The organism is Rhodopseudomonas palustris HaA2, assembly GCF_000013365.1.
Classification (GTDB): domain Bacteria; phylum Pseudomonadota; class Alphaproteobacteria; order Rhizobiales; family Xanthobacteraceae; genus Rhodopseudomonas; species Rhodopseudomonas palustris_J.
Genome location: NC_007778.1, coordinates 2,454,832 through 2,479,107, shown reverse-complemented (window position 1 = coordinate 2,479,107; position 24,276 = coordinate 2,454,832). Strand labels below are relative to the sequence as shown.

Annotated in this window: 23 protein-coding genes and 1 pseudogene; 13 read left to right on the top strand and 11 right to left on the bottom strand. The window is 66.0% G+C overall.

All coding sequences use genetic code 11. The features are described from left to right. Positions 1–117 precede the first annotated feature (117 nt). Positions 118–564: a phosphoribosyl-AMP cyclohydrolase gene (gene hisI / locus RPB_RS10975; protein ID WP_011441078.1), complete on the bottom strand. Its 447-nt coding sequence runs from the start codon at positions 562–564 to the stop codon at positions 118–120. Positions 565–592: 28 nt separating this feature from the next. Next, complete coding sequence (gene folE, locus RPB_RS10970; protein ID WP_011441077.1) at positions 593–1,282, bottom strand: GTP cyclohydrolase I FolE; 690 nt, start codon at positions 1,280–1,282, stop codon at positions 593–595. A gap of 270 nt (positions 1,283–1,552) precedes the next feature. On the opposite strand from folE, the gene RPB_RS10965 reads away from it, so the two are divergent. Then, on the top strand, positions 1,553–2,005 hold the full coding sequence (locus tag RPB_RS10965) for an iron-sulfur cluster assembly scaffold protein (protein ID WP_011441076.1): 453 nt from the start codon (positions 1,553–1,555) through the stop codon (positions 2,003–2,005). 238 nt (positions 2,006–2,243) lie between these two features. Here the strand turns inward: RPB_RS10965 and RPB_RS10960 are convergent, their stop codons facing one another. Then, positions 2,244–3,164, bottom strand: a complete 921-nt coding sequence (locus RPB_RS10960) for a hypothetical protein (RefSeq protein WP_011441075.1) — start codon at positions 3,162–3,164, stop codon at positions 2,244–2,246. 303 nt (positions 3,165–3,467) lie between these two features. Here RPB_RS10960 and yidD point away from each other — a divergent pair, with 303 nt between their 5' ends. Continuing rightward, entirely contained in the window at positions 3,468–3,833 is a 366-nt protein-coding gene (gene yidD / locus RPB_RS10955) for a membrane protein insertion efficiency factor YidD (RefSeq protein ID WP_011441074.1), read from the top strand. Positions 3,834–4,137: 304 nt separating this feature from the next. On the opposite strand, the gene RPB_RS10950 is transcribed toward yidD, so the two are convergent. Next, positions 4,138–4,932, bottom strand: a complete 795-nt coding sequence (locus tag RPB_RS10950; protein ID WP_011441073.1) for a DUF3750 domain-containing protein — start codon at positions 4,930–4,932, stop codon at positions 4,138–4,140. A gap of 149 nt (positions 4,933–5,081) precedes the next feature. On the opposite strand from RPB_RS10950, the gene RPB_RS23805 reads away from it, so the two are divergent. Then, positions 5,082–5,435, top strand: coding sequence for a hypothetical protein (locus RPB_RS23805; RefSeq protein ID WP_011441072.1), 354 nt, complete (start codon positions 5,082–5,084; stop codon positions 5,433–5,435). Positions 5,436–5,730: 295 nt separating this feature from the next. Next, complete coding sequence (gene chrA / locus RPB_RS10940) at positions 5,731–6,978, top strand: chromate efflux transporter (protein WP_011441071.1); 1,248 nt, start codon at positions 5,731–5,733, stop codon at positions 6,976–6,978. A gap of 24 nt (positions 6,979–7,002) precedes the next feature. Here the strand turns inward: chrA and RPB_RS10935 are convergent, their stop codons facing one another. Further along, a complete protein-coding gene (locus RPB_RS10935; RefSeq protein ID WP_041798677.1) occupies positions 7,003–8,226 on the bottom strand; it encodes an alpha/beta fold hydrolase in 1,224 nt (407 codons plus the stop codon). A gap of 370 nt (positions 8,227–8,596) precedes the next feature. Here RPB_RS10935 and RPB_RS10930 point away from each other — a divergent pair, with 370 nt between their 5' ends. From RPB_RS10930 to RPB_RS10920, 3 genes are all read left to right on the top strand, one after another. Then, the gene (locus RPB_RS10930) at positions 8,597–8,806 is read left to right on the top strand and encodes a cold-shock protein (protein ID WP_011441069.1); all 210 of its coding nucleotides are present in this window, start codon (positions 8,597–8,599) and stop codon (positions 8,804–8,806) included. A gap of 193 nt (positions 8,807–8,999) precedes the next feature. Beyond that, positions 9,000–9,245 (top strand): hypothetical protein, encoded by a 246-nt coding sequence (locus tag RPB_RS10925; RefSeq protein WP_011441068.1) that lies wholly within the window; start codon positions 9,000–9,002, stop codon positions 9,243–9,245. 74 nt (positions 9,246–9,319) lie between these two features. Beyond that, positions 9,320–9,520: a hypothetical protein gene (locus RPB_RS10920; protein ID WP_011441067.1), complete on the top strand. Its 201-nt coding sequence runs from the start codon at positions 9,320–9,322 to the stop codon at positions 9,518–9,520. Here RPB_RS10920 and RPB_RS10915 read toward each other — a convergent pair. The 5 genes and pseudogenes from RPB_RS10915 to RPB_RS23800 all read right to left on the bottom strand — a co-directional run bounded on the left by RPB_RS10915 (position 9,510) and on the right by RPB_RS23800 (position 16,509). Further along, the gene (locus RPB_RS10915; RefSeq protein WP_011441066.1) at positions 9,510–9,920 is read right to left on the bottom strand and encodes a DUF3574 domain-containing protein; all 411 of its coding nucleotides are present in this window, start codon (positions 9,918–9,920) and stop codon (positions 9,510–9,512) included. The two genes, RPB_RS10920 and RPB_RS10915, sit on opposite strands and share 11 nt — an antisense overlap. A gap of 661 nt (positions 9,921–10,581) precedes the next feature. After that, positions 10,582–11,517: pseudogene (ftsZ, locus tag RPB_RS25055) on the bottom strand (cell division protein FtsZ); the annotation flags it as partial. A gap of 322 nt (positions 11,518–11,839) precedes the next feature. Next, a complete protein-coding gene (locus RPB_RS24555; RefSeq protein WP_011441064.1) occupies positions 11,840–12,673 on the bottom strand; it encodes a hypothetical protein in 834 nt (277 codons plus the stop codon). A gap of 123 nt (positions 12,674–12,796) precedes the next feature. Then, positions 12,797–13,915, bottom strand: a complete 1,119-nt coding sequence (locus RPB_RS10905; protein WP_011441063.1) for an MFS transporter — start codon at positions 13,913–13,915, stop codon at positions 12,797–12,799. A gap of 155 nt (positions 13,916–14,070) precedes the next feature. Then, on the bottom strand, positions 14,071–16,509 hold the full coding sequence (locus tag RPB_RS23800; RefSeq protein WP_011441062.1) for a diguanylate cyclase domain-containing protein: 2,439 nt from the start codon (positions 16,507–16,509) through the stop codon (positions 14,071–14,073). A 524-nt stretch (positions 16,510–17,033) separates the two neighbouring features. Here RPB_RS23800 and thrS point away from each other — a divergent pair. From thrS to RPB_RS10880, 4 genes are all read left to right on the top strand, one after another. Next, entirely contained in the window at positions 17,034–19,088 is a 2,055-nt protein-coding gene (thrS, locus tag RPB_RS10895; RefSeq protein WP_041798197.1) for a threonine--tRNA ligase, read from the top strand. Positions 19,089–19,210: 122 nt separating this feature from the next. Continuing rightward, positions 19,211–20,548 carry a tyrosinase family protein gene (locus RPB_RS10890; RefSeq protein ID WP_198135167.1) on the top strand — a complete coding sequence of 446 codons (1,338 nt, stop codon included), beginning with the start codon at positions 19,211–19,213 and terminating at the stop codon, positions 20,546–20,548. A 59-nt stretch (positions 20,549–20,607) separates the two neighbouring features. Next, positions 20,608–21,465: a hypothetical protein gene (locus tag RPB_RS10885; protein ID WP_011441059.1), complete on the top strand. Its 858-nt coding sequence runs from the start codon at positions 20,608–20,610 to the stop codon at positions 21,463–21,465. A gap of 272 nt (positions 21,466–21,737) precedes the next feature. Further along, positions 21,738–22,634, top strand: a complete 897-nt coding sequence (locus RPB_RS10880; RefSeq protein WP_157038803.1) for an SCO family protein — start codon at positions 21,738–21,740, stop codon at positions 22,632–22,634. A gap of 129 nt (positions 22,635–22,763) precedes the next feature. Here RPB_RS10880 and RPB_RS10875 read toward each other — a convergent pair whose 3' ends face one another. Continuing rightward, entirely contained in the window at positions 22,764–23,345 is a 582-nt protein-coding gene (locus RPB_RS10875) for a hypothetical protein (protein WP_011441057.1), read from the bottom strand. On the opposite strand from RPB_RS10875, the gene RPB_RS24550 reads away from it, so the two are divergent. Together RPB_RS24550 and RPB_RS10870 are read left to right on the top strand one after the other, a co-directional pair. Beyond that, positions 23,344–23,562, top strand: coding sequence for a hypothetical protein (locus RPB_RS24550; protein ID WP_157038802.1), 219 nt, complete (start codon positions 23,344–23,346; stop codon positions 23,560–23,562). The genes RPB_RS10875 and RPB_RS24550 overlap by 2 nt on opposite strands. 69 nt (positions 23,563–23,631) lie before the next feature. After that, positions 23,632–24,195 (top strand): nitroreductase family protein, encoded by a 564-nt coding sequence (locus tag RPB_RS10870; RefSeq protein WP_041798196.1) that lies wholly within the window; start codon positions 23,632–23,634, stop codon positions 24,193–24,195. The last annotated feature ends 81 nt before the right edge of the window (positions 24,196–24,276 follow it).

The following is a 24,276-nucleotide window of genomic DNA, read 5'->3' as shown; positions in this document are numbered from 1 at the left end:
GCCGTCAGGCGCGAACCCGGAATCTCGAGGTTGGGAATGCCGCGCGATGAACAGCTCGGGATTCCGGGTTCGCTCGCTGCGCGAGCGCCCCGGAATGACGGGAAGAAGCGCGTGGCGCTACTTGCCGTAGACCTTGTCCGGGTCGAACTGCCGCTCGGCGTCGACCATGGTCAGCAGCGGCTCGCCGGAGGCGTCGCGGTCGATGCGGCGGTAGAAGCAGGACTTGCGGCCGGTGTGGCAGGCGGCGCCGCCGGCCTGGTCGACCCGGATCCAGACCGCGTCCTGGTCGCAATCGATGCGCATCTCCAAGACGCGCTGGACGTGGCCGGAGCTCTCGCCCTTCTTCCAGAGACGCTTGCGCGAGCGGCTGTAGTACCAGGCCTCGCCGCTCTGGATGGTTTTCTCCAGCGCTTCCGCGTTCATATGCGCCACCATCAAGACATCGCCTGAACCCGCGTCGGTGGTGACGCAGGTGACGAGGCCGGCCGCGTCGAATTTCGGACGCAGCGCGATGCCCTCCTCGATATCATCGAGCGCGGGCGATGCGGCAGCAGATGAGCACACGAGCGTTTTCCTCTCGCAATCCTGCGGCTTAACCGCGGTTGCGAATCATCGACATGAACCGCGCCTGCTCCGCCGGATTGTCGCGGAACATGCCGGTGTAGCGGCTGGTGAAGGTCGAGGCGCCCTGCTTGCCGATGCCGCGCACCGACATGCAGGTGTGCTCGGCCTCGATCATTACCGCGACGCCGCGCGGCTTCAGCACCTCGTCGATCGCCGCGGCGATCTGCGCGGTGAGGTGCTCCTGGGTCTGCAGCCGGCGGGCGAAAATCTCGACCAGCCGCGCCAGCTTGGACAGGCCGACGACGCGCTCGACCGGCGTGTAGGCGATATGCGCCTTGCCGTAGAACGGCATGACGTGGTGTTCGCAATGCGAGGTGAAGGAGATGTCGCGCACCAGCACGAAATCGTCGTAGCCGGCCGTCTCGCCGAAGGTGCGGTCGAGCACTTCGGCCGGGCACTGGTGATAGCCCTGGAACAGTTCGTCATAGGCCTCGACCACCCGGCGCGGGGTGTCGAGCAGGCCCTCCCGCTCGGTGTTCTCGCCGATATAGGACAGCAGCGTCTTCACCGCCGCCTCGGCTTCGGCGCGCGACGGCCGCGGCTGATCCGGCTGCACCGCGGCAGCGAGGAATTCCGACGGGTCGAGCTCGGCGGGTTGAAAATCGGTGCGGGCGTCCGCGGACTTGCCGGCGCGGAGCGGCTTGATCTTGGCGTCCATCTTCTCTCCGTTCGACCGGCCCCTGCGGGCCGGATGTGTCACCGGGCAGACGGGCGGCCAGCCGCCGGTCGTCTTGATCCCTTCAGCGAACCCCGCCGCGCAACATCCTCGGCGCATGGGGGTTCACAAGATACGGACGGCGGTTTCAGCGCCGCGCGGCGGACTGTGTTTCGCCGCCTCGCCTCCTATATAAGATGATACGCCGGAACCGCCAAGGCAGCCCCTCCGAATCCATCGGCGGGCGGGCGGAACGGCCCGGACCCTTTCGCGATGCTGAACGACATCTACAACAAGCGGATCATCGAGCTGGCGGGCAATATCCCGCGGATCGGCCGCCTCCCCGACGCCCAGGCCACCGCCACCGCGCATTCGAAACTGTGCGGCTCGACCGTCAAGGTCGACCTCAAGATGGACGGCGATGTGGTCAGCGACTTCGCCCACGAGGTGAAGGCCTGCGCGCTGGGTCAGGCGTCGTCGGCGATCATGGCCAGCCATGTCGTCGGCTCGACTTCAGGCGAACTGCGAGCGTTGCGCGAAAGCGTGCGGAAAATGCTCAAGGAAAACGGCGCACCACCGGACGGCAAATGGGCCGACATCGCGATGCTGGAGCCGGTCCGCGACTACAAGGCCCGCCACGCCTCGACGCTGCTGACCTTCGACGCCGTGGTCGACGCGATCGGCCAGATCGAGGCGCAACGCGCCGGGGCGGGTGCCAGCGCGTAAGCGGCTTCATTCAAGCCGCAGATTTCCGTGTCCCGGACGCGATGCGGCGCGCCGTGCCGCTGCGCTGATCCGGGACCCCGGTTGCTGGCGGCGCGCATCCGAGCTCGGTTCTGATGCCGAAAACCGGGGCCCCGGATCTGCAGCGCATCACGCCGCGAAAACGCGGCGCGCTGCACTGCGTCCGGGGCACGAGGGTCCGGGGTACGCGGGTCCGGGGCGCGAGGGTCGGGCGCGGAGCTTATTGCGGAGGCGGCGCGGCCGGGGCGGTGCCGCCGGTCGGCAGGGCGGCTTCGGCGGTTTTGGTCGGGGTGGTGGGCACCTGGACGAAGCGGTCCTGCACCGGCTTGGGGCCGGTGGCGGGACTTGCCGCGGCGACAGGAGTGGCGGCGACCGGCGTCGCGCTGCCCTCGCGCTTCGGCGGCAGCAGCTCGGCCAAAGCCTGGGCGGTGACCAGATTGGCGTCGCGCAGTTCCTGCGGCGACAGCTGGTGCAGATCCTCCCAGGGCGGCACGCTGAGCGCGAGCGCCAGCAGGTCGCCGGTGCCGCCCATCTCGAAGGTGTATTTGGCGAGCCGGCCGATATCGCGCTCGATGATGGTGAGGTCCTGGGCGGTGTAGCTGGCGGCGCGGGCGTCCTCGGCGCGGTCGCCCATCCAGATCTGGTGGACCCGGACCCGGGCGCCCTCGGGCACGTAGCGGGTCTTGCCGGCCAGCAGCAGGAACACGCACATCGACTCGCAATAGGCCTGCGGCGCGATGCCGGCGCGAACGCCGGACGGCGTCTGCGTCCGCACGCTGGCGCCGACCGTGGTCATCAGCCCCATCTTGCGCCAGCGCCGGCCCAGCGTGATCGCGTCGTTGACCGAGCCACCGCTGGAATCCAGCACCAGCGCCGCGCCGTCGAGCGGCCGGCTGCGGGCGAATTCGTCGAACTCCTTCGGGGTGTCGGCGGTGACGATGCCGACCGCGCTGATCCAGCCGGTGCAGTTCGGCTCGCAGGCGACCCAGTCGAACCGCATCGGAAGCTTACGCTGCTCGAGGCTGCCGCCGGCCTGCGCCGATGGCGTCGGCCCCGCCGCGGCGCCGAGCAGCACAAAGCCGAGCGCGGCGACGCGTGTGAGCGTCGATCTGGCGAAGCGGGACAGAACAGCGGCGTTCACCGTGGCTCCTTCGACTCCGGGTCTTCAACTCCGGGCTGGCTTCAACTCGGGCGGACTTCAACTCGGCGGACTTCAACTCCGTCAGCAGATGCGCGAAAGGTTCCGGTGAATATCGTCGAATCCGTCACGCTTACGTTATCTAAGGTTCATGGAAAATCCGGCGTTGATCAATCGCAATCGGTCCGGTCGACGCTGCACTGCAGTCAACAAAGTGCGATATTTCCGTGTCTGTTGCGCATTTGCAGTAGTAGAACAGTTCCCCGCACAGGAACCCGGCAGTTCCGCGACCGGATACGAGGCAAGATGCACAGCCGGCTTCCAACCCATGCCGCCGACCTGCTGCAGGCGCTCAGCCGCCTGCCGCGCAACGCCGGTCGCGGCCTGATCTGGGTGTATCGCCACAGCTTCTCGGCGCTGGTCGGCTCGAACTGCCGGCATCTGCCGACCTGCTCGCAATATGGCGACGAGGCGATCGGCCGGTTCGGACTGTGGGCCGGCGGCTGGATGACGCTGGCGCGGCTCATTCGCTGCAATCCCTACGGCACCTCGGGGATCGACAACGTCCCCGAGACGCCGCCGCCCGGCGCGCGCTGGTACCTGCCCTGGCGCTACGCCCGCTGGCGCGGCGTCAACGGGCCGGACTGTGGCTGCGGACATCATGATGAGTAGGATGGGCAAAGTCGCGAAGCGACGTGCCCATGCGCCAGAGCAGCTCTGGCTTTGATGGAATCACCGCCGTCATCCTGAGGTGCCCGCTGGGCCGCGCCATGCGCGGCCCAGCGGGCCTCGAAGGATGAGCCGCAGGTGCCTTGGCCGCATCCTTCGAGGCTCGCTGCGCTCGCACCTCAGGATGACGACTCCGGACGCGAGAATGCCGTGGTTGCTTCAATCAAGCGATGAAGCGCGCTAGGCTGCAATGCTTATCAAGGAGACGCGTGGGCACGCTGCGCTTTGCCCACCCTACCTTCTTTGCTCAGATCGGGCTCAGCCCGATGCGGCCGAGGCCGGGCAGCTTGATCGCGGGGCGGCGCAAATCGAGGCCGAGCACGGCGCCGAAGACGTTCAGTTCGATGCCCTCGATCCAGCCCAGCGTCAGCCCGAGATAGCCGCCGAGCGTGGCGCGGATGCCGGTGCCGGACGGCGTCCAGCCGATCCAGCCGCCGTCCCACGGATAGTCCTTGCCGATCGCGGTCGGCGGCAGCGTGGTGCGCAGTTCCGGCACCGCGGCCAGCGCGGCGGCGACGAAGGTGTTGGAGTTCGGCCCGGGCCAGGCGCGATAATCGCCATAGGCGTTGAGCTTGTAGCTTTTGATCGCGGCCTCGATCTTGGGGATCATCGCGGCCGCCGCCTCGCCGTCCGCCGCGGCGATCAGTTGCGGCTCGTCGCCGAACCAGCGGCCGTCGGCGACGAAGCCGTTGACCCGGACCGGGTCGCCCCAGGCGGTGTAGTCGTAGCGGGTGTAGCGCGTCGCGTTCGCCGGCTTGACCACGATCCAGCTATGCACCGCGAAGATGCCGCGCCAGCGCACCGTGCGCGCCGCGAACACCCGCACCAGCGGCTCGGGATGCGCCGCCGCCGGCGGCAGCAGCCCGGCGCTGGAGCGGTCGGCCGCCTGCCACGACACGCTGCGATCGCCCAGCGCGTATTTGCCGGCCGACACCGCGATCGGCACGATCAGAAGCAGCAGCAGCAGGATCACGAAGCGTCTCACGAGGGTCTGTGCGGGATGAGGAGCTGATAGAACGGATGGGGTCGATATAGGTTGCATGCGCCTCCCCGCCAGCGGCTGGCCCTGCGACGCCGTTACCCACTGCAAACCACCTCGTCATCGCCCCAGGCTGGTGCGACGCAGACAACCGCGGCACGGTCGGCGGGTTCCCGCTGCGGGGTGGCGGCGGGGACGTCGGACCGGGGCGGATGATCGAAGCAGCGCAGCACCATCAGCACGGCCGGGCCGCGCGCGCGGGGCTGTGCGCGTGGCTGCTGCGGCTGCTGGCGCTGACCGCGCCGCTGGCGCTGGCGCATTGCGACGCGCCGACACCGACCTCGACGCCAGCCTCCTCGACGCCGGTCGCGACGCCGGTCGCGTCGCGCGGCGGGACGGTGGCGACCGCCGCCCAGGCCGCCAGCTTCAGGCAGCGCTTCCCGGGGCCGCAGGACGATTTCGAGGATCGCTTTCTCAGCGCCGACAGCTTCCCCGCGCCGCCCTCGCGCGACGCCGCGACGCCGAAGCGGATCGTGACCACGATCGAGCGCTTCCCGTCGCGCTGAGGCGGTTCATCGAATGATTGAAGCAACGCGGCATTATCGCGTGCGGAGTCGTCATCCTGAGGTGCGAGCGCAGCGAGCCTCGAAGGATGCGGCCAAGGCGCTTGCGGCTCATCCTTCGAGGCCCGCAGCGCCGCGCATGGCGCGGCCCAGCGGGCACCTCAGGATGACGGCGGTGATCGCATCAAAACCAGAGCTGCGCTAGCGCGGTTGCGAGCTCCGCGCGCGGCGAGGCTGGCCCGCGCGGCCGACATCGGCTATCGGCATCAGCCCGGCCTTCGTTCGACGCGGATCGATCGTGACCAACTCCGACAACAGCGCGCCGTCAGACGCCGAGGCCCCGGCCGATCGGGCCGGCACCGGCTCGGCGCTGGAGGTGTTCCGGATCTTTCTCGCGCTCGGGCTGACCAGTTTCGGCGGGCCGATCGCGCATCTGGGCTATTTCCGCGACGCGTTCGTGATGCGGCGAACATGGATCGACGAACACGCTTATGCCGAGCTGGTCGGGCTGTGCCAGTTCCTGCCGGGGCCGGCCAGCAGTCAGGTCGGATTCGCCATCGGCCTGATCCGTGCCGGCCCGCTCGGCGCGCTGGCGGCCTGGGCCGGCTTTACTCTGCCGTCCGCGATCCTGCTGGTGCTGTTCGCCTATGGGGCCGCCGCGCTGGACGGCCCGGTCGGGGCCGGTCTGCTGCACGGGCTGAAGCTGACGGCGGTGGCGATCGTGGCGCAGGCGGTCTGGGGCATGGCGCGGACGCTGTGCCCGGATCGCAGCCGCGCCTCGATCGCTTTGGTCGCCTTCCTGGTCGTCCTGCTCGGCGGCTCGTCGGCGATGCAGATCGCGGCGATCGCGCTCGGCGCCGTGGCCGGATGGTGGCTGTGCCGGGAGGGCGCCGCCGCGCCGTCGGCCCCGCTGGTCTTCCCGGTGTCGCGGGGCGTCGGCGTGGCGGCGCTGGTGGCATTCGCCGTGCTGCTGGCGGGGCTGCCGCTGCTGGCGAACTGGACCGCCGCCGCCGGCGTCGCGCTGTTCGAGGCGGTGTACCGCGCCGGCGCGCTGGTGTTCGGCGGCGGCCATGTCGTGCTGCCGCTGCTGCGCGAAGCCTTCGTCACGCCCGGATGGGTGAGCGACGACGCCTTCCTCGCCGGCTATGGCGCAGCGCAGGCCGTGCCCGGCCCGCTGTTCAGCTTCGCGGCCTATCTCGGGACCATCGTCGGCCCGCAGCCGCACGGGCCGGCCGGCGCAGCGCTGGCGCTGGTCGGCATCTTCCTGCCGGGCCTGCTGATCCTGCTCGGCGTGCTGCCGTTCTGGAATGCGTTCCGGCGGTTCACGGCCGCGCAGGCGGCGATGCGCGGCGTCAACGCCGCGGTGGTCGGGCTGCTCGGCGCGGCGCTGTACGATCCGGTGTGGACCAGCAGCGTGCACGGCCCGGTCGATGTCGGCATCGCGCTGACGGGCTTCGTGCTGCTGACGGCGTGGCGCGCGCCGCCGCTGGTCGTGGTGGCGGGCAGCGCGCTCGCCGGCGCGCTGCTTGCGGTCGGCGCGGTGTAGCGTCCGGTGTCGCCGCGCCGGCGGTTACTTGCCGTCGAACCACGCCTTCCATTGCGGCACGGCGGTGGCGAAGGTGCCGCGATGGCTGGTGTCGCCGGTCGGCACCGCCTCGATCTTGTCGTTGCCCATCGCCTTCTGCCAGGTCATCGGCAGTTGCCCGAGCTCGGTGCGGATCGCCTCGTCGGTCAGGCCGTAATAGGTGCGCACCGGGGTCTTCACCACCCAGCGATAGGACTGCGTCTGCGCGACGATGCGGCCATAGGCCGAATTGGCGAAGTAGTGCGTGTCGAAATATTCCGGCCGGATCAGCTTCTTCAGATCGGTCGGGATCGCGGCCTGGTCGAACGGCTCGCGCAGATAGGCCTTGCGCGCGTTCTCATACGTGTCCTCGGTCAGCAGCGAGCGGGCGAGACCCGGCACGCCGTAGTAGTTCTCGAACGAGAACGCGGTCAGGATGAAGATCGTCGGAATCCAGCTCGCGTCGATCTTGCGCGGAAAGTCGAGGAAGCCCTCGAACGCGGCGAAAGCGTCGGCCGGCGCGCTGGCGGTGGCCGCCGCATTCACCTTCATGCCGGCGGCTTCAAGCTTCTCCAGCATCGCCAGGGTGACGAAGCCGCCCTGCGACCAGCCGCTGAGGAACAGCTTGGTGTCGGCGAGCTTGAGATCGGCGAGCACGGCGCGGCTGGCGACGACCATGTCGTAGGTCGCCTGCTGATGGCTGCCCTTGACCATGTAGCCTTCCGGCTCGGTCGAGCTGCCCATGCCGAAGTAGTCGGCGCCGATCACGAGATAGCCCTGCCCGGCGAATTGCGCGATCATCAGCTGGGTCTCGGGCGACTGCTCCGGGAACGACGGCACCTCCTGCTTTCCGTACACCGTGCCGTGCTGATAGGAGACCATCGGAAACGACGTCGTCTTGGTATCGGGCACCGCGATCAGTCCGGTGGCGACGATCGGCTTGTTGCCGCGCTCGGGCACTACCGACGAATAGGTCACGCGATACAGTTTCACCGCGTTGGTGGCGGGCGTGTAGGTCACCTTGATGCCGGCGAATTTCGGCGTGTCGGTGGTCAGGATCTTGTTGAGGCGATCGACGTCCCAGCGATCGAGATATTGATAGGAGACGCCGGAGGCGACCTGCACAGGTTCGCGCGACGGCTGTTGCGCCGCGACGGGAGACGCGGCGAGCGCTGCGCCCGCCAACACGACACCGATCCGAACCAGGGCTGTCATCTTCTTCGTCGTCATCGTCATCGTCGTCATCTTCGTCATGTGTCACCGAGACGTTCGCGTTGCGCGCGGCTGTGTAGCAATCGACGGTAAAGATTGAGTTCCGTCGATGCGCCGCCGACCTTGTTTGCTGCTACGCTCCCCCGCGCGCGCCATCGCGATGACCGACGTCGGCAGCGCCACATTGCGAACGCATTGTGAGCGCTGCTTCGCCCCGCGGCTGCGACAGATACGCCGCTTGTGTTGGCCGGCCATTTCGGTTAAGGTCCTTTAATTCGATTAGCCGCTGAACTTTCTGAACGCGCCCGCGGGCTCCTTCCCAAAGACATCGATTAGTTGAACGACGGCGTGTGATCGTCACGCGTCTATATGCTTTGGAGAAGACAAGATGCCGACAGGGACCGTGAAGTGGTTCAATGGACAAAAGGGCTTCGGCTTTATCGCGCCGAACGACGGTGGCAACGATGTGTTCGTGCACATCAGCGCCGTTGAGCGCGCCGGGCTTTCGGGCCTCGCCGAAGGCCAGAAGGTCAATTTCGAGCTCAAGACCGACAAGATGCGCGGTAAGACGAGCGCGGAAAATCTCGAGCTGGTCTGATCCAGCTCGCTCCGTTTCACGGATGTACTGAAACGGTAGGTGTGACCCGCTCGATCCTTTGCGATTGGGCGGGCGTCGCCATGTCTGCAGTCGGCTCATCTCCTGGTTCACCGGATCCGGCTGAAGAGGCTGCAGACGCGTCATTCAAGAGCGTCGCGTCGACAGGCGCCGCGTTGAGAGCGAGGATCCTGAGATGGTCGGCAAGAACGACAGCGAACGATCCCCCGCGAGCATCGACCGTGCCCGCAAGAAGCTGCTCGCCAGCGAAGAAGGCGCGCGCACCATGGCGCAGTTCCAGACCGAAGCGGTCAATGTGCGCAAGAACATGGAGCGCCTGAGGGCGCTGCGGCTCGCCAAGGAAGCCCAGGCCGAGAGCGACGCCCAGACCGCCGCGGAGAATGCCCCCCCGGCGAAGAAGAAATCGCGCAAGAAAGCCTGATCGCCGAGACAAGCTGATCGAACGGAGACGCTCGTTCCGGCCGCCGTTCGAACCCGTTCCGTCTGGAGTTGACCATGGCCGTGCCCGACGACTTCAGACTGATCCGCGAGATCCGCGACGCCGGCGGTCGCAAGCAGGTGTTCAACCCGCGCGACCAACAACGCTACGAAGACCTGGTGGTGCTGGGCTGGCTGAAGCGCTCGCCCCCGCTGGAGTCCAAATCGGCGTTCTATCAGATTACCGACCGCGGCAAGGCGGCCGCCGTCAGAAGCTGACGCAGCTCGGCCGCACCGACACCATCACCGCCTGCTGGCTGAAGCGCCGCTTGAAGAGTTCGGCGATCTCGCCCAGCGCCGCGCGCTTGCCCGCATCCTCGGCGAACACGATCGTCACCAGCTTGGCCTTTTCCCGGACGACGCGGCCGCGCTCGGTATCGCGCCATTGCCCGGCGCCGTCGACCACGGTGAAGCCATCCGGAAATCGCGGCGTGATCTCCTCGGCGGCGAACCGCCTGAAGTCGGCGTCGCTGACGCCCGGCCGATCGCCGATGTTGCGGCCGAAGGCGAGTTCCGCACTCAGCATCGGCCGCGACGGCGGCAGACACGCCGGCGCCGGCAGCGCGGCGCACCCGGCCAGCGTCGCCGCGACAGTGCATCCGATCAGCAGGCGCAACATCCTGGCCCCCAGCCCCATCGACGAGTCTCGACAGACCGCATAGCACGGCGGCGACCGCAGTGGCATGGGCCACAGGCGCAACGAGGATCTGGTGAGGCTCGGCTCGCTGAAACGCTTGCTGTGGAAATCAAACTTGCGTTCTCACAGATCATCGAACGCGGCGGATCGACGAAGATCCAGAGTTGATAGCCACGCGTTGCCGCACCAATCGCATGGTCATCCACCGCTTTTCGGCGAGCACCAGTGACGTCGCATCAACCTGTCTTCAGACGCCCTTACCGATTCAACTCTCGCACAGATAGTCGACGTCCCCCCGCAGGGTTAATGGCAAGTTGGTCATCAAACATCTGATCAATCGCGAACCCAATCTAGGTGCGCAGTTTAATCAACGGTCTATAGGGCTAACAGAGTTCGCCTCGTTCCTTGGTTCCGGTGTCTCTCGGGACCCCGGCGTGACTTCTGAGGCCGATTGCAGCAACTCCGTACCAGAGGTGTTTCCAAACTGAGGCGGCCCAAATGTGCCGACCTCCATCCCTTCCACAGAACTGGGGAGTTCGGAACTAGGAACAGACCCGTGCATGGGTCGCCGAACTGTCTTCAGAGGGAGACGTCCGGTTCCGCGGAAAGACACGGCCGAGTCTTCCGAATTACGTGGCGGGCGTGGACTCTCGATGCCGGTGGCGACAACCGCCACGCGGATGTTGTCTTCGAGGGCTACTTGGACGGTGGCGCCGACGATTATGTTGGCATCCTGGTCAACTTCCTCCCGGATACGGGTGGCGGCCTCGTCGACTTCGAAAAGAGTCAGGTCGTTTCCGCCCGTGATCGAAATCAGGAGGCCGCGGGCCCCCTTCACCGAAGAGCGATCGATCAAAGGACTTGTGATCGCAGCTTCAGCGGCGATCAATGCGCGCTTCTCGCCGGATCCTTCGCCGGTGCCCATCATTGCATTGCCCATTTCGCTCATCACGGCTCGGACGTCGGCAAAATCGAGATTGATCAGGCCTTCCTTCACCATCAGGTCAGTGATGCAGGCAACGCCCGAACAAAGCACCTGATCGGCCATCGCGAACGCGTCGACAAACGTAACCCTCTCGTTCGCGACCCGAAACAGGTTCTGGTTCGGGATGATCAGAAGCGTGTCAACGACCTTGCGCAACTCGGTGATGCCGGACTCCGCAGTCCGCATACGGCGGGCACCCTCAAAATGGAAAGGCTTGGTGATGACGCCGATGGTGAGGATGCCCATCTCGCGCGCTGCTTCGGCGATTATCGGGGCTGCGCCGGTGCCAGTACCGCCGCCCATTCCAGCCACTACGAATAACACACTCGTATCTCTAAGAGCATCTCGGATCTCATCAATGGCCTCTCGCGCTGCATCTGCTCCAATATCAGGCTGCGAGCCGGCACCGAGACCTTCCGTCCTCCGGACACCCATTTGAATCCGCATCGACGCCTTCGAACTCTTTAGCGCCTCCGCATCTGTGTTCGCGGCAATGAATTCAGGCCCACTAAGACCAGAATTGATCATATAGTTGATCGTATTGCCACCTGCACCACCGACGCCAATCACGACCACTCTCAGATTACGATCCACTCGACCTAAGAAAGCGCCGGAACGATCCTCCAGTCTCTCCGCCCGAAAACCTCGAGCACCCAAAAATTCGGCACCAGCAAAATTGGTAGTTGAGTCCCAAACAGCGCCTAACCAACTTGTTTCCGCCAGGTTGGCACCTGCGAAGTCAAATCCTCGGAGATCAGAGCCGCGAAAATCTACACCAGCAAGATTCGCCCCACGAAAATCTTCCGATGGACTTAGTCTTGCGGATTTTACCAGATCCGAAAACGACGCCGAGCGACATCGAAACACAGCGGCGACTCGATCGCGCTCATCGTCGCATAGAAATTGCGAATATTCCTCAACCATTAGAGGCACCCAGAGTATTCTTCTCCGCCCTCACCTTCTGGCGAGCGAGAGTCACGATCTGACCAATGGAATTCAACGATGACTGACCGCTCCTTCGATTCAGCGCTATCGCAACTACGCGGCCTGCTACAGCAGCCCGATTCCTTTCTTCCTGATCTCGCTCGAAACGAGCGTCAGTGGTGAAATAGGCGAATTCGTCTCGCTGAAACCAAAGATCTCTGAGATCACAACGATAACTGACCGAAATCTCGATGGGGTCTTGACTGTCAGAAACGATGAAACACAATGGGGTTCCCCCAATTATGCGATTTTCAAGAACGCCGTCGGCATTCAGTCCAATACCGTGGACCCGCCAGAAGTTGTGCCCAGCGTCTGCTACCCGCCAGTATACCTGATAGTACTCACCATCTTTCTGTTCTGTCTTGGAAATCGTTCTGCTTAAATGAGCTCCAGCAGCAACTGCTACTCTGGACAAACCAAAGATCTTACCTATGTCGAAACCTACATCAGCACCAGCAGCCGCGTCCTTTTTAGTCTGGTCCGATTCGTTCTGAGTGATCTTGAATCGGCCCGCTTCTACTTCTAAGCGGCCCTCGTTGCTAATTCGACCGCAACTTGGTTCCACGATCAGTTCACCAGACAAAAAGCCAAATGTAACCCCTTGGACCTGACCATTCACTTCGATTCGTTCGCGGATTCGCCCGCACCACAAAGCGACGAAAATTCCAAATCCGTTTTCACTCAGCAAGTTTGCTGACGAGTCGACTGAGATCGACGCTAGTCTCTCATCAGCAAACCGAGGCGATCCCACCGAAAATGCCCACATGATTCCATCACGACTTGGGAACCGGCCGCGCGTATCGCAGCTTACTAAGCCAGAGAGTAAAGCAACCCAAAGCTGTAAACTAGGAATTTTTGGAACGGTATGCCGGGCCGAAACGGTTATTGATTACCGATTGGTCTCCCGCGTCGCGAACAGCACCGCGAGCAGCGCGCAGGTCATCACCGCGGTCGAGACGTAGCCGTTGACGTGCATCAGGCCGGCCGCGAACAGCGCGCCGCCGATCGCCGAGCCGATCGCCTGGCCGACATACAGCACCGAGGTGTTGAGCGACACGGTGACGCCCGCCAGCGCCGGATCGGCGGTGAGCAGCCGCACCTGCTGCATCGAATTCGCCGCCGCGAAGCCCAGCCCCCAGATCGCCACCGACGCCGCCATCACGGCGAAATGGCCGGCGCCGAACGTCCAGCCGGCGATGCCGGCGAGCATGAAGGCGGTGAACAGCGCCGAAGTGTTGTAGGAGCCCCAGCCGTCGACGATCCGGCTGGCGATCACGCTGCCGACGAAGCCGAACACGCCGTAGAGCGCGAACACCAGCCCGATCTCGGCGGGGCCGGCGCCGGTGAGCCCGGTCAGCAGCGGCCCGAAATAGGTGAACACCACGAACTGCCCGGAGGTCTGCAGCGACGACACGCCGAGCAGCTTGAGAACCCGGCGGTTGCGCCCGACCGCGGCCCAGGTCGACAGATCGACCGGCGTCGCGCGCAGCCCGCCCGGCAGCCGCGCCCACAGCAGCACGAACGACATCAGGCCGATCGCGCCGAGCAGGCCATAGGCCTCGCGCCAGCCGAAATGGCCGGCGACGAAGGCGACCATCGGCACCCCCAGCGCCACCGCCAGCGACCAGCCGAGAAACACATAGGCCATGGTGCCGCCGCGCTTCTCCGGCGCCACCAGCAGCGCCACCGCGCCGGCCGCCTGTGGCGTATACAGCGCCCCGACCGCGAGCATCGCGATCCGCAGGGCCAGCAACACGGCGTAGTTCGGCGCCAAGGCCGAGGCGAGATTGCCGAGCGCCAGCACCAAGAGCGTCGTCGTCAGCAGCAGCCGGCGGTCGATCCTAGAGGTCAGCCACGCCGACAGCGGCGAGCCGATGCACAGCACCACCGCGCCGAAGGTGATCAGAAGGCCGGCGTCGCGGATGCTGACGCCGAGGCCCTGGGACAATTCGCCGAGCATGCCGGCCGGCGCCAGAACCGCGGTTCCGGTGACGAAATTGCCGAGCATCAGGGCGGAGGGGGCGAAAGAGCGGGACACGCCGAGGGGTCTAGCAGGATTTCAATGCAGGTGCATTAAAATTTGCGGACGGTCCGCGCGGCGCCGCCATGCGCGAAACCGGCAACGGCCGCGCCCTGTTCAGCCCGGTCCGACCGCCGACGCGATCACGCCTCCGGCTCGAAGAATCGAAATCCATTCCGGCCCTCGGACTTCACCGCATAGAGCGCAACATCGGCCATCTTGAGCAACGCCGCCGCATCCGTTGCGGCGTGCGGCGCTATTGCAATCCCGATGCTGATCCCGACCGAAACCTGCGCCCCGCCGAGGTCGAAGGGTTGCGAGATCAACCTGACGATTCGCTCGGCCAGCCCCTTCGCGGCCTTGAAGCGGTCCCCTGCGCCGAACTGAACGATCGCGAATTCGTCGCCGCCGAGGCGAGCGAGAATGTCGGTCTTTCGGACGGAGGATCTGAGCCGTTGCGCAGCTTCCCGCAGCAACTGGTCTCCCGCCGGGTGCCCGAACGTGTCATTGACCTGCTTGAACCGGTCGAGATCGAGCATGAACAAGGTGAACGGCTCGCCGTTCCGCTGCAGACGCGCCACCGCCGTCTCGACGGTTTCATCAAACGCCGCGCGATTGGCCAGTCCGGTCAGCAGGTCGTGGTGCGCGAGAAAGAGAATTTCGGCCTCGCGGCGCTGCTGCTCGGTGATGTCCTCGTGGGTGCTGACCCAGCCGCCTTCCGGCAGAGGCTGCCGGGTCAGGTTGATCAGCCGCCCATCGGACAGTTGCTGGATCCGGCTGGAGGTATCGGTCGGAAGAACATACAGCTTCAGCCATTCCTCCTGACTTCCGATATCATCCGCAACGACGCCGTTCGCGATGCAGGACTGAACGATGTCCCGGATATGCGTGCCGACTTGTTGCAGCGCTTCCGGCAAGCGATAAAGTTTGGCGTACAAATTGTTGCACATCACCAGCCGACTGTCGGCGTCGAACATCGCGACGCCGTCGCGCAGATTCTCGAGTGCGACTTTCAGCCTTGCCGCCTGGACGATCTGATCCTGTTCACGAGCCAGACGGAGCTGTGTGAGTTCGGCCTTCGTTCGCCGGGCCGTCTCGCCTTCAATGAGTTTCCGGAATTCGTGCGCGATCGCGATATCGCCTTCCTTCCAAGGGGCGGAATGACCGCTCACGGTCTGGATCCAGACGGCGAAGGACGCGCGGGGCGATATCAGCCCGGTGGCCGCATCGGCCAAGGCGGGTTCGGCCGGGTTGCCGCCCCAGCGCGTCGTGCGCGACTGTTCCGGGCGAAACCACAACATCGCGTCGTCCGCGCCCACCAGCGGCAGCAGCAGCGCGCCGCTGCCGCCCCGCTTACACGCGGACAGTTCGGGATGGCGCAAGCCGAGGTCGTCGCACGCCAGCAATTCGCCGGCGGATTCATCACGCAGCCGCGCGAGCGCCCGCTCGGCCTGGCCGGGCGGCGGCGTCCGTCCGATGCAGCGAACCACCCCGGCGAAACTGATGATGGCGCCCGCGGCATCGACCAGATCAAGCAACTCGGATTCGGTCGCGGCGAACGCCTCGAGCATCGTCGGCGCGGACGCGAACTGCTCGGCGAGCCGCATCATGGTGGCGTTGCGCTCGACCCTCTTCCTGGCGGCCTCGGCCTCACCCAGAGGCCCCAGCAATGTGGAGACGAACTGCCCCAGAATGTCGGCGGCCGCGCGCAGCTCCGGGCCCGGATTTCGCGGCGTGCGATGGTGACACACCAACATGCCCCACAGCTCCGGCCCCTCCGCCAGTCCGATCGTCAAGCTCGCCGCGGTCTGCATGTTCTGCATGTAGGCCAGATGATAGGGCGAGACGCTGCGCAAGGTGCTGCAGGTCAGATCGAGCGGCGTCCCGTGATCGAGCGTCCGGTCCGTGAGCAACGGCACCGGCCGATAGCGGGAATCGACGATCGCGCCGACGCGCTGGCGCAGATAGAGCTGCCTGGCCTGAGGCGGAATGTCCGATGCGGGATAGTGAAGCCCCAGATACGGATCCATCTCGCAACCGCGAGCCTCGGCGATCACTTCGCCATGGCCGTCGGTGTCGAAGCGGTAGGCCATCACCCGGTCGTATCCGGTGATCTCTCTCAGGCTGCGCACCGCGAGCGCACAGAGTTCGCGCTGCCCCTCGGCGGACCTGAACGCGTCCAGCACGGCGCGGACCCGGTGAACCGGCGAGATCGGCGCAACGCTCGGCGAAACAGGTTCGACATCGATGCAGACCTGCGGGCCGACCCGGTACGCAGTCAGATGCAGGTCTTTGCCGTACCAGCCGGACAACTGATACAACGCGCTGTGGTCGCGGGAAATCGCGTCCAGGATGGTGCCGCTGGCCAGCGCTCCGATCGACTGCCGAAGCGTTTGTCCCAACGCGGCGCCGGCGGAAATGCCGAGCATCTCGTCCAGATTGGCGCTGGCATGCGTGACCACGGAAGTGTCGACCCGCGCGGCGAGAAAGGCCCCGTGCGGCTGGATCGCGCCGGGGATATGGATCGGCTCGCGGTCGCAAATCGAATAGTCCAGATCTGATTGCACGATTTCACTCGCCATGGCTGATCGTCTCTTTCCGGACCGGGCTGGGCCGATCAGCCATGACTCCGAACCGGGCGCCCACCGCGCGTGGAAACGGCGGGTCGTCGTCGACCCGCTGCGAAACGAACGGAAACTGAGTCTGGCGCGCATTCGCATCGGGAGATGCCAATCAGTCACGCGCCTTCAATGTGCTGCGCCCGAACGGCACCAATCGGCTCGATCGGCAGACGACCTATCGAACAACCCGTCCGGCGCGACTTCGTTCCTGTTCGTCGCCCACTGACACGGCCATCGCCTGCGCCCTGGCCAGCCTGCCGGCGCGGCGAGGTCGCGAGCTTGACGGCGGACGGCAGCAGGCGGCGCATTGCCCCTCGCCGCCCAGTTCAATGCCTTTGCATTCAACCAGGCCCCCTCGCCCCGTCATTTGCCGCAGCCGGGGCCCCAAAAACCCCCACGGCTTGGTTGCATCGGCGGAATCGCCTGCTATATCGCTCGTCCGCTTACCTGCGCTCGTGTGCAGGAGTGAGCCACAGGAGAACGACATGACCGACAAGACCCCTGCCCCGCCGGCCTCCGGCTTTCAATTCACCCTCTCCAATCTCAAGCCGGCGGTGAGCGCCGAACAGGTCACCGTGACCTTCCCGGACGGCAAGACCCGCGACTATCCGCGCGGCACCACCGGGCTCGACATCGCCAAGGGAATTTCGCCGTCGCTGGCCAAGCGCACCGTGGCGATGGCGCTGAACGGCGTGCTGACCGACCTCGCCGATCCGATCGAGGAAAACGCCGCGATCGATTTCGTCGCCCGCGACGATGCCCGCGCGCTGGAGCTGATCCGGCACGATTGCGCCCATGTGCTGGCCGAAGCGGTGCAGAGCCTGTGGCCGGGCACCCAGGTGACGATCGGCCCGACCATCGAGAACGGGTTCTACTACGACTTCTTCCGCAACGAGCCGTTCACGCCTGAGGATTTCGGCGCGATCGAGAAGAAGATGCGCGAGATCATCCAGCGCGACAAACCCTTCACCAAGGAAATCTGGAGCCGCGACGAGACCAAGAAGGTGTTCGCCGACAATGGCGAGATGTTCAAGGTCGAGCTGGTGGATGCGATCCCCGCCGACCAGACCATCAAGATCTACAAGCAGGGCGACTGGTTCGACCTGTGCCGCGGCCCGCACATGACCTCGACCGGCAAGATCGGCACCGCCTTCAAGCTGATGAAGGTGGCCGGCGCGTATTGGCGCGGCGACAGCAACAACCCGATGCTGACCCGGATCTACGGCACCGCCTTCGCCAAGCAGGACGACCTCGACGCGTATCTGAAGCAGATCGAGGAAGCCGAGAAGCGCGACCACCGCAAGCTCGGCCGCGAACTCGACCTGTTCCACTTCCAGGAGGAAGGCCCCGGCGTGGTGTTCTGGCATGCCAAGGGCTGGAGCATCTTCCAGTCGCTGGTCGGCTATATGCGCCGCCGCCTCGCCGGCGACTACGACGAGGTCAACGCGCCGCAGATCCTCGACAAGGTGCTGTGGGAGACCTCCGGGCACTGGGAGTGGTACCGCGAGAACATGTTCGCGGCGCAATCCGCCGGCGAGGACGCCGAGGACAAGCGCTGGTTCGCGCTGAAGCCGATGAACTGCCCGGGCCACGTCCAGATCTTCAAGCACGGCCTGAAGAGCTATCGCGACCTGCCGCTGCGCATGGCCGAATTCGGCGTGGTGCATCGCTACGAGCCGTCCGGCGCGATGCATGGGCTGATGCGGGTGCGCGGCTTCACCCAGGACGACGCCCATGTGTTCTGCACCGAGGCGCAGCTCGCCGACGAGTGCATGAAGATCAACGACCTGATCATGTCGACCTACTCCGACTTCGGCTTCGACGGCGAACTCACCGTCAAGCTCTCGACCCGGCCGGACAAGCGCGTCGGCACCGACGAGATGTGGGATCACGCCGAGCGGGTGATGGCCACCGTGCTCAGCGAGATCAAGGCGCAGGGTAGTAACCGGATCAAGACCGAGATCAATCCGGGCGAAGGCGCGTTCTACGGGCCGAAATTCGAATACGTGCTGCGCGACGCGATCGGCCGCGACTGGCAATGCGGCACCACGCAGGTCGACTTCAACCTGCCGGAACGCTTCGGCGCGTTCTACATCGACGCCGACGGCGCCAAGAAGGCGCCGGTGATGGTGCACCGCGCAATCTGCGGCTCGATGGAGCGCTTCATCGGCATCCTGATCGAGCACTTCGCCGGCAATTTCCCGCTGTGGCTGGCGCCGGTGCAGCTGGTGGTCGCGACCATTACTTCCGAGGGCGATGAGTACGCCAAGCAGGTGGTCGCCGCGGCGCGGCGCGCGGGACTACGCGTCGACATCGATTTGCGCAACGAGAAGATCAACCTCAAGGTGCGCGAGCATTCGCTGGCCAAGGTCCCGGCGCTGCTCGTCGTCGGCAAGAAGGAAGCCGAGACGCATTCGGTCTCGGTGCGACGGCTCGGCAGCGACGGCCAGACGGTGATGCCGACCGCCGAGGCGATCGCCGCTTTGGTGGACGAAGCGACGCCGCCGGACGTGCGGCGGATGCGAGCGCAGGCGGCGTGAGGCGTTCGTGGCGCGGTGAAGCCGCCGCGCCACAATCGTCCGGCGATCGGGATCGATTGCAGGATGACTTCTAATGAGGTAGTCTGCCGATATTACTCTGACGATCAAATTGCTGCGCTTATGTGTGCGTCGCGGAAAATCCGCGACCTGTTACCTTGTTCGATTGCCTCGCGATTATTTTCAGCCGCTTGCGCGTGGAGAACCGCGACATGCAGGTCCAAATCGATATTCCCGGTGAAGATGCCCAAGGTCGCGTGTTTCTCGGCTGGACGCCCGTTCAGGCCAGCGCCCGGTTGTTGCAGGGTCCAGGTGCCGGCTCCGTCGACGTCGAGATCAGCAGCGCCGGCGCGGTCGGCGGGCTGGTGTTCGATACGGCGCGAACGCACAACGGCGGCTCGCGCCTGACGCTCGGCCTGCCGGGTGACGGCCGGCCGGTGACGTTCTTCGTCGCGGGCGAATTCCTCAAGCCGAGTTCGCGTTACGGCGACGCCGCCATCGCCGTGAAGGACAAGGCCAGCGGCGCCCCGCTCGCCAGCAAGCCGGTGATGGTGCGCATCCGCAAAAATGCGGTCACGTTGAGCCAGGAGGAGCGCGACGACTTCCTCGCCGCGCTCGGCACCCTGAATGCGCGCGGCCAGGGTCCCTATCGTATCGTTCGCGATATGCACGACGCCGATTCGGATCTCGAAATCCATCGCAACGAAGGCTTCCTGCCGTGGCACCGCGCCTACGTGCTCGGGCTCGAGCGCGCGCTCCAGGCGATCAACCCGGTGGTGACGCTGCCCTATTGGCAGTTCGACGCGCCCGCGCCTGTGCTCTTCACCATCGACTACATGGGACGATCCGACGAATCCGGCCACGTCGTTTTCCGGCCCGGGCACTCGCTCGAGCACTGGGTGGCGAAGGATACGCCCGGGATCGTCCGCGTGCCGCGATTTGCGTCCGACGCTCCGGCGCTGGTCATCAGCGAAGACGATACGATCAGGCTCGGCGGGGCGACAGCCGATTTCGCCCTGTTTCGGCAAATGGAGGGCGGGCCGCACGGTCAGGCGCACAACAGCTTTGCCGCCCCCAGCCCGCTCAGGTACCCCGCCCTCGCCGTCTATGATCCTTTGTTCTTCCTGCTCCACTGCAATGTCGACCGGCTGTGGACGAAATGGCAGTGGATCAAGCACCGCACGGACAGCTCCGACCGGCTCGCCTACAGCGACGGCACGCGCGCCGGCACCAAGCGCGGCGACACGATGTGGCCGTGGAATGGCATCCACGGCAATCCGCGGCCGCCGACTGCACCGGGCGGACCGTTTCCTCCGACCAGTACCACGCCGGCGCCGGGCCGCACGCCAAGGGTCAGCGACATGCTCGATGCGATGGCGCTCAAGGCGCCCGATCCGCTCGGCTTCGCCTACGACGACGTGCCGTTCCAGCTGCCGCCGACCGTGGTTGCAGGTCATGCCTAGCCTGACTACGTGAACCGAAGACGGCCGAGCCGAAGCGCCTCGAACGCGGAGCCATTGCGATGGACGTCGAACAATATCGAAGGGACTACGAAGCCCGATTGGCGGCGGCCGAGGCCGACACCGCGGCGGATTCTCGCTTGTTCTCGCTGCGGACGGCTCTCCCTGGCGCGCCGGTCGTGGACGCCACCACCCAGGCGCGGGGCCCGGATCTCGGTGCCCAGCTCACGATCCTGAGGAACGCCGAGGCACCGGCTGCGGCGCGGATGAACGCCCTGGACGAATTGCAGATCGCGCGGTTCTCCAGCGAAGGGTTCGACGCGCATCGCGCCGAATTTCTGCAAACCCTGCGCGACATCGCGCGCCCGGAGACGCCGGCGGAATTGCGCGAGAGCGCGCTGGCGACGCTGTCGGCGGAAAACGACGCCAGCGCCGAGGAGAAACTGCGCGCCGGGCTTTTCGACGACAAGCTGGCGCTGGTGTCGCCGCTCCGAGCGCTGCAGATTCTCAGCCTCAACGATCACGCCGACGTCGCGCCGCTGGCGGAAATAGTGTTTCGCGACACCGACGACCTCTCCACCAAGGAGGCCGCGCTGCGGGTGCTGTCGACCGATCCCAAGTCGCAGGACCTGCTGCAGGACGTGCTGACCGACAAGGATCAAGCGCGCAGCCTGCGGGCGTTGAGCGCGACCGGGCTGAACGTCCTCAATCCGGCGCGGTTCGCCGATGTCGCCAAGACGCTCGTCACCGATACCTCCGACTTCGAGGATATCCGCGCCTCGGCGCTCGGCGCGCTCGCCAACACCGCGCACGAGCCGCTGCGCGAGGACAAATCGTTCGTCGACGAGATCAGGACGCTCGGCGCGCAGAACGAACTCGGCAATCTCAACGCCGCCGCCAACCGCTTCCTGCAGCGATGACGGTGGCCGCGACGCCACCGATCGCGTCGAGCGAGGCGGGGTCGCTCGACGCCGGCTACGCGGCGATCGACCGGCTCCGCGCCGACCCGTCCGGACGCGACGCGTTGGTCGCGCTGCTGGCGGAGCAGTCGCCGCTGTTCGCCGGCCGCAGCAGCAACCAGGCGGCGCGGCTGCGCGGCTATGTGCTCGCCGCCTTCGAGACCTGCGGATTGCCGGACGCGGCGATGAGCATCGTCTGCGAGGAGCTGGAGAGCGGCATAGATCCGTTCGTCGTGGCCGCCGCCGCCCGGGCGGTCCGCTGCGCATCCACGACTCCGGCTGAACTGCCCGCGCTGCTGCTCGCGGCAATCCGCAGGCTGCGCGGCGCCGACGACGTCGTCACGCTCGCGCCGGCCGATGCGGCTGCGCCCGTGACCGTTTTGACCGAGCTGTTCCGGACGCTGCGCTGGCTCGGTCCGCGCGCCGCGGGGGTCGCGGCACCATTCGCCGAACTCTTGTCGCACGATCAGGCGATGCTGTCAGACACCGTGCGGCGCGAAGGCCGGCTCGCGCTCGGCGCGATCCGCAGCGCGGCGGAGTCGGCGCCGCCATCTTGCTGCGGCGCGCCGGCGCCGCTCGTGCTGCCGCACGACAACAGCGTACCCGCTGATGCCGACATCGATGTCGCCGCCATCGCATTACAGGACCAAGATGGCTCGGTCGCAAGCTTCGGCGAGATATTTCGCGGCCGGCCGAGCGTGCTGACGTTCTTCTACACGCGTTGCGCCAATCCCAACAAATGCTCGCTGACGATCCAAAAGCTTGCGCAACTGCAGACGCTGATCGCAGAGGCCGGCCTCCCCGAGGTCGTCAACGTCGCCGCGATCAGCTATGATGGCGCGTTCGATCTGCCGCATCGGTTGCGCACCTATGGCGAGGCGCGTGGAATGCGCTTCGACCGGTTCAACCGCATGCTGCGGACCATCGGCGATTTCGAGCCGGTGCGGCGATGGCTCGATCTCGGCGTCGGCTACGGCGCCACCACGGTCAATCATCATCGGCTCGATCTCGTTGTACTCGACCGCAGCATGCGCTGTGTCGAGCGGATAGCACGCAGGCAATGGAACGAGCACGAATTGTTTGACATAATCCGTCGCGCGCTTCGTAACGACGGAAATGTGCAGACCTGATCGAGAGGCGATCGCCGCTTTGGTCGACGAGGCGACGCCGCCGGACGTGCGGCGGATGCGAGCGCAGGCGGCGTAATCGCGACGCGCCGGCCTCAGGCCGCCTCGCCTGCGCCCAAGTCGCGCGCGGCTTCAAGCGTTGCGGTCGACCGTGGCCGATTGCGCGACGGCCTTCTGCATCGCGGCGATGGCGGCGTCGAGTTCGGCGCGGGTGTATTGCGGCGTGGCGCCGGAGCGCGGCGTCCATTCGCTTTGCGTCTTGGCGGTGTCGGCGATCTCGACCTTGCCGCCGAGCAGCCTGGCGTAGGTCTCCGCCCGCCATTGCGCCAGCGCCGGGCCGGCCAGCGACGGCTCTTCGAGACCGCTGACGGCGGATGCGGCGGCGCCGCTCATCTCGGCGATGCCGCCATTGTAAAGCTTCGCCACCACCTGATTGCCGACCTTGACGGTGGCGTAGACGTCGTCCGGCTCGTTGTCGGAGCGGCCGTGCGGCGCCGTCTCCTGCTGCTGCAGCCAGATCCGGGCGACGTCATCGACTTCGGCGGACGTCGCCTTCCGGACCGCTTCCGGATGCGCCTTCATCAGATCGGCGAAGCTGTACACGTCGCCTTCGAAGCTGATGCCGCTGCTGGCGGTGGACCTCTCCGACACCGCCTTCGTCACATGCGCATACGGCGTCAGCACATGGCCCTGTCGGTCGGTGATGTTGTTCATGGTGCGCGCCCCATCGCAGATTCGCTCTGGAAATGAATTGCAAACTTCGCGCCACGAAGAAGCCTTGTCCGATCAACACGATCGCGTGGCGCTCCCGGCCGGCATCGCGGCGCAAATTGCCGGTGGCGGCAAGCTTTTCCTATTCCTATGGCGAAGCGCGATGGTCGCGCGCCGGATTGGTATGGTTCTGATCGAACCTTGCGCCGACATGCGATAGATTGCCGGCACCAAGCGAGCGCCCGCGGATCGCCGCCGCGGGCGGCGCCGGAACAGATGGAGAGCAGCCATTTCCGACCCGATCGACTTCCTCAAGACCCGCCGTTCCGTGAAGCCGCGCGAGATGACCGGGCCCGGCCCCTCGCCCGAGGAGCTGGAGACCATCCTCACCATCGGCGCCCGGGTGCCGGATCACGGCAAGATCGCGCCGTGGCGCTTCATCGTGTTCGAAGGCGAGGCGCGGGCGCGCGCCGGCGAAGTGATCGCGCAGGCGTTCGCGCGCAACAAGACGGACGCGACGCCGGAGGAGATCGCGGCGGAGCGCGGCCGGCTCAGCGAAGCGCCGCTGGTGATCGCGGTCGTGAGCGCGCCGAAGCCGCATCCCAAGGTGCCGGCCTGGGAGCAGGAACTGTCCGCCGGCGCGAGCTGCATGAACATCGTCGCCGCAGCGACCGCGCTCGGGTACGGCGCCAACTGGCTCTCGGGCTGGATCGCCTATGACCGCGACGTGCTCGCCGGCCTCGGATTGAAAGACAACGAGAAGCTCGCCGGCTTCATCCACATCGGCACCCGCACCCGGGCGAACGAAGACCGCCCGCGGCCGGCGCTGGCGGAGATCGTGACGCGGTTCTGACATTTCGCCGACGCGCGCAGCAGGATTGATCGGATCGCGCTTCGTCCGTGCGCGACCGATCTGCGATCAGCCGATCCGCGC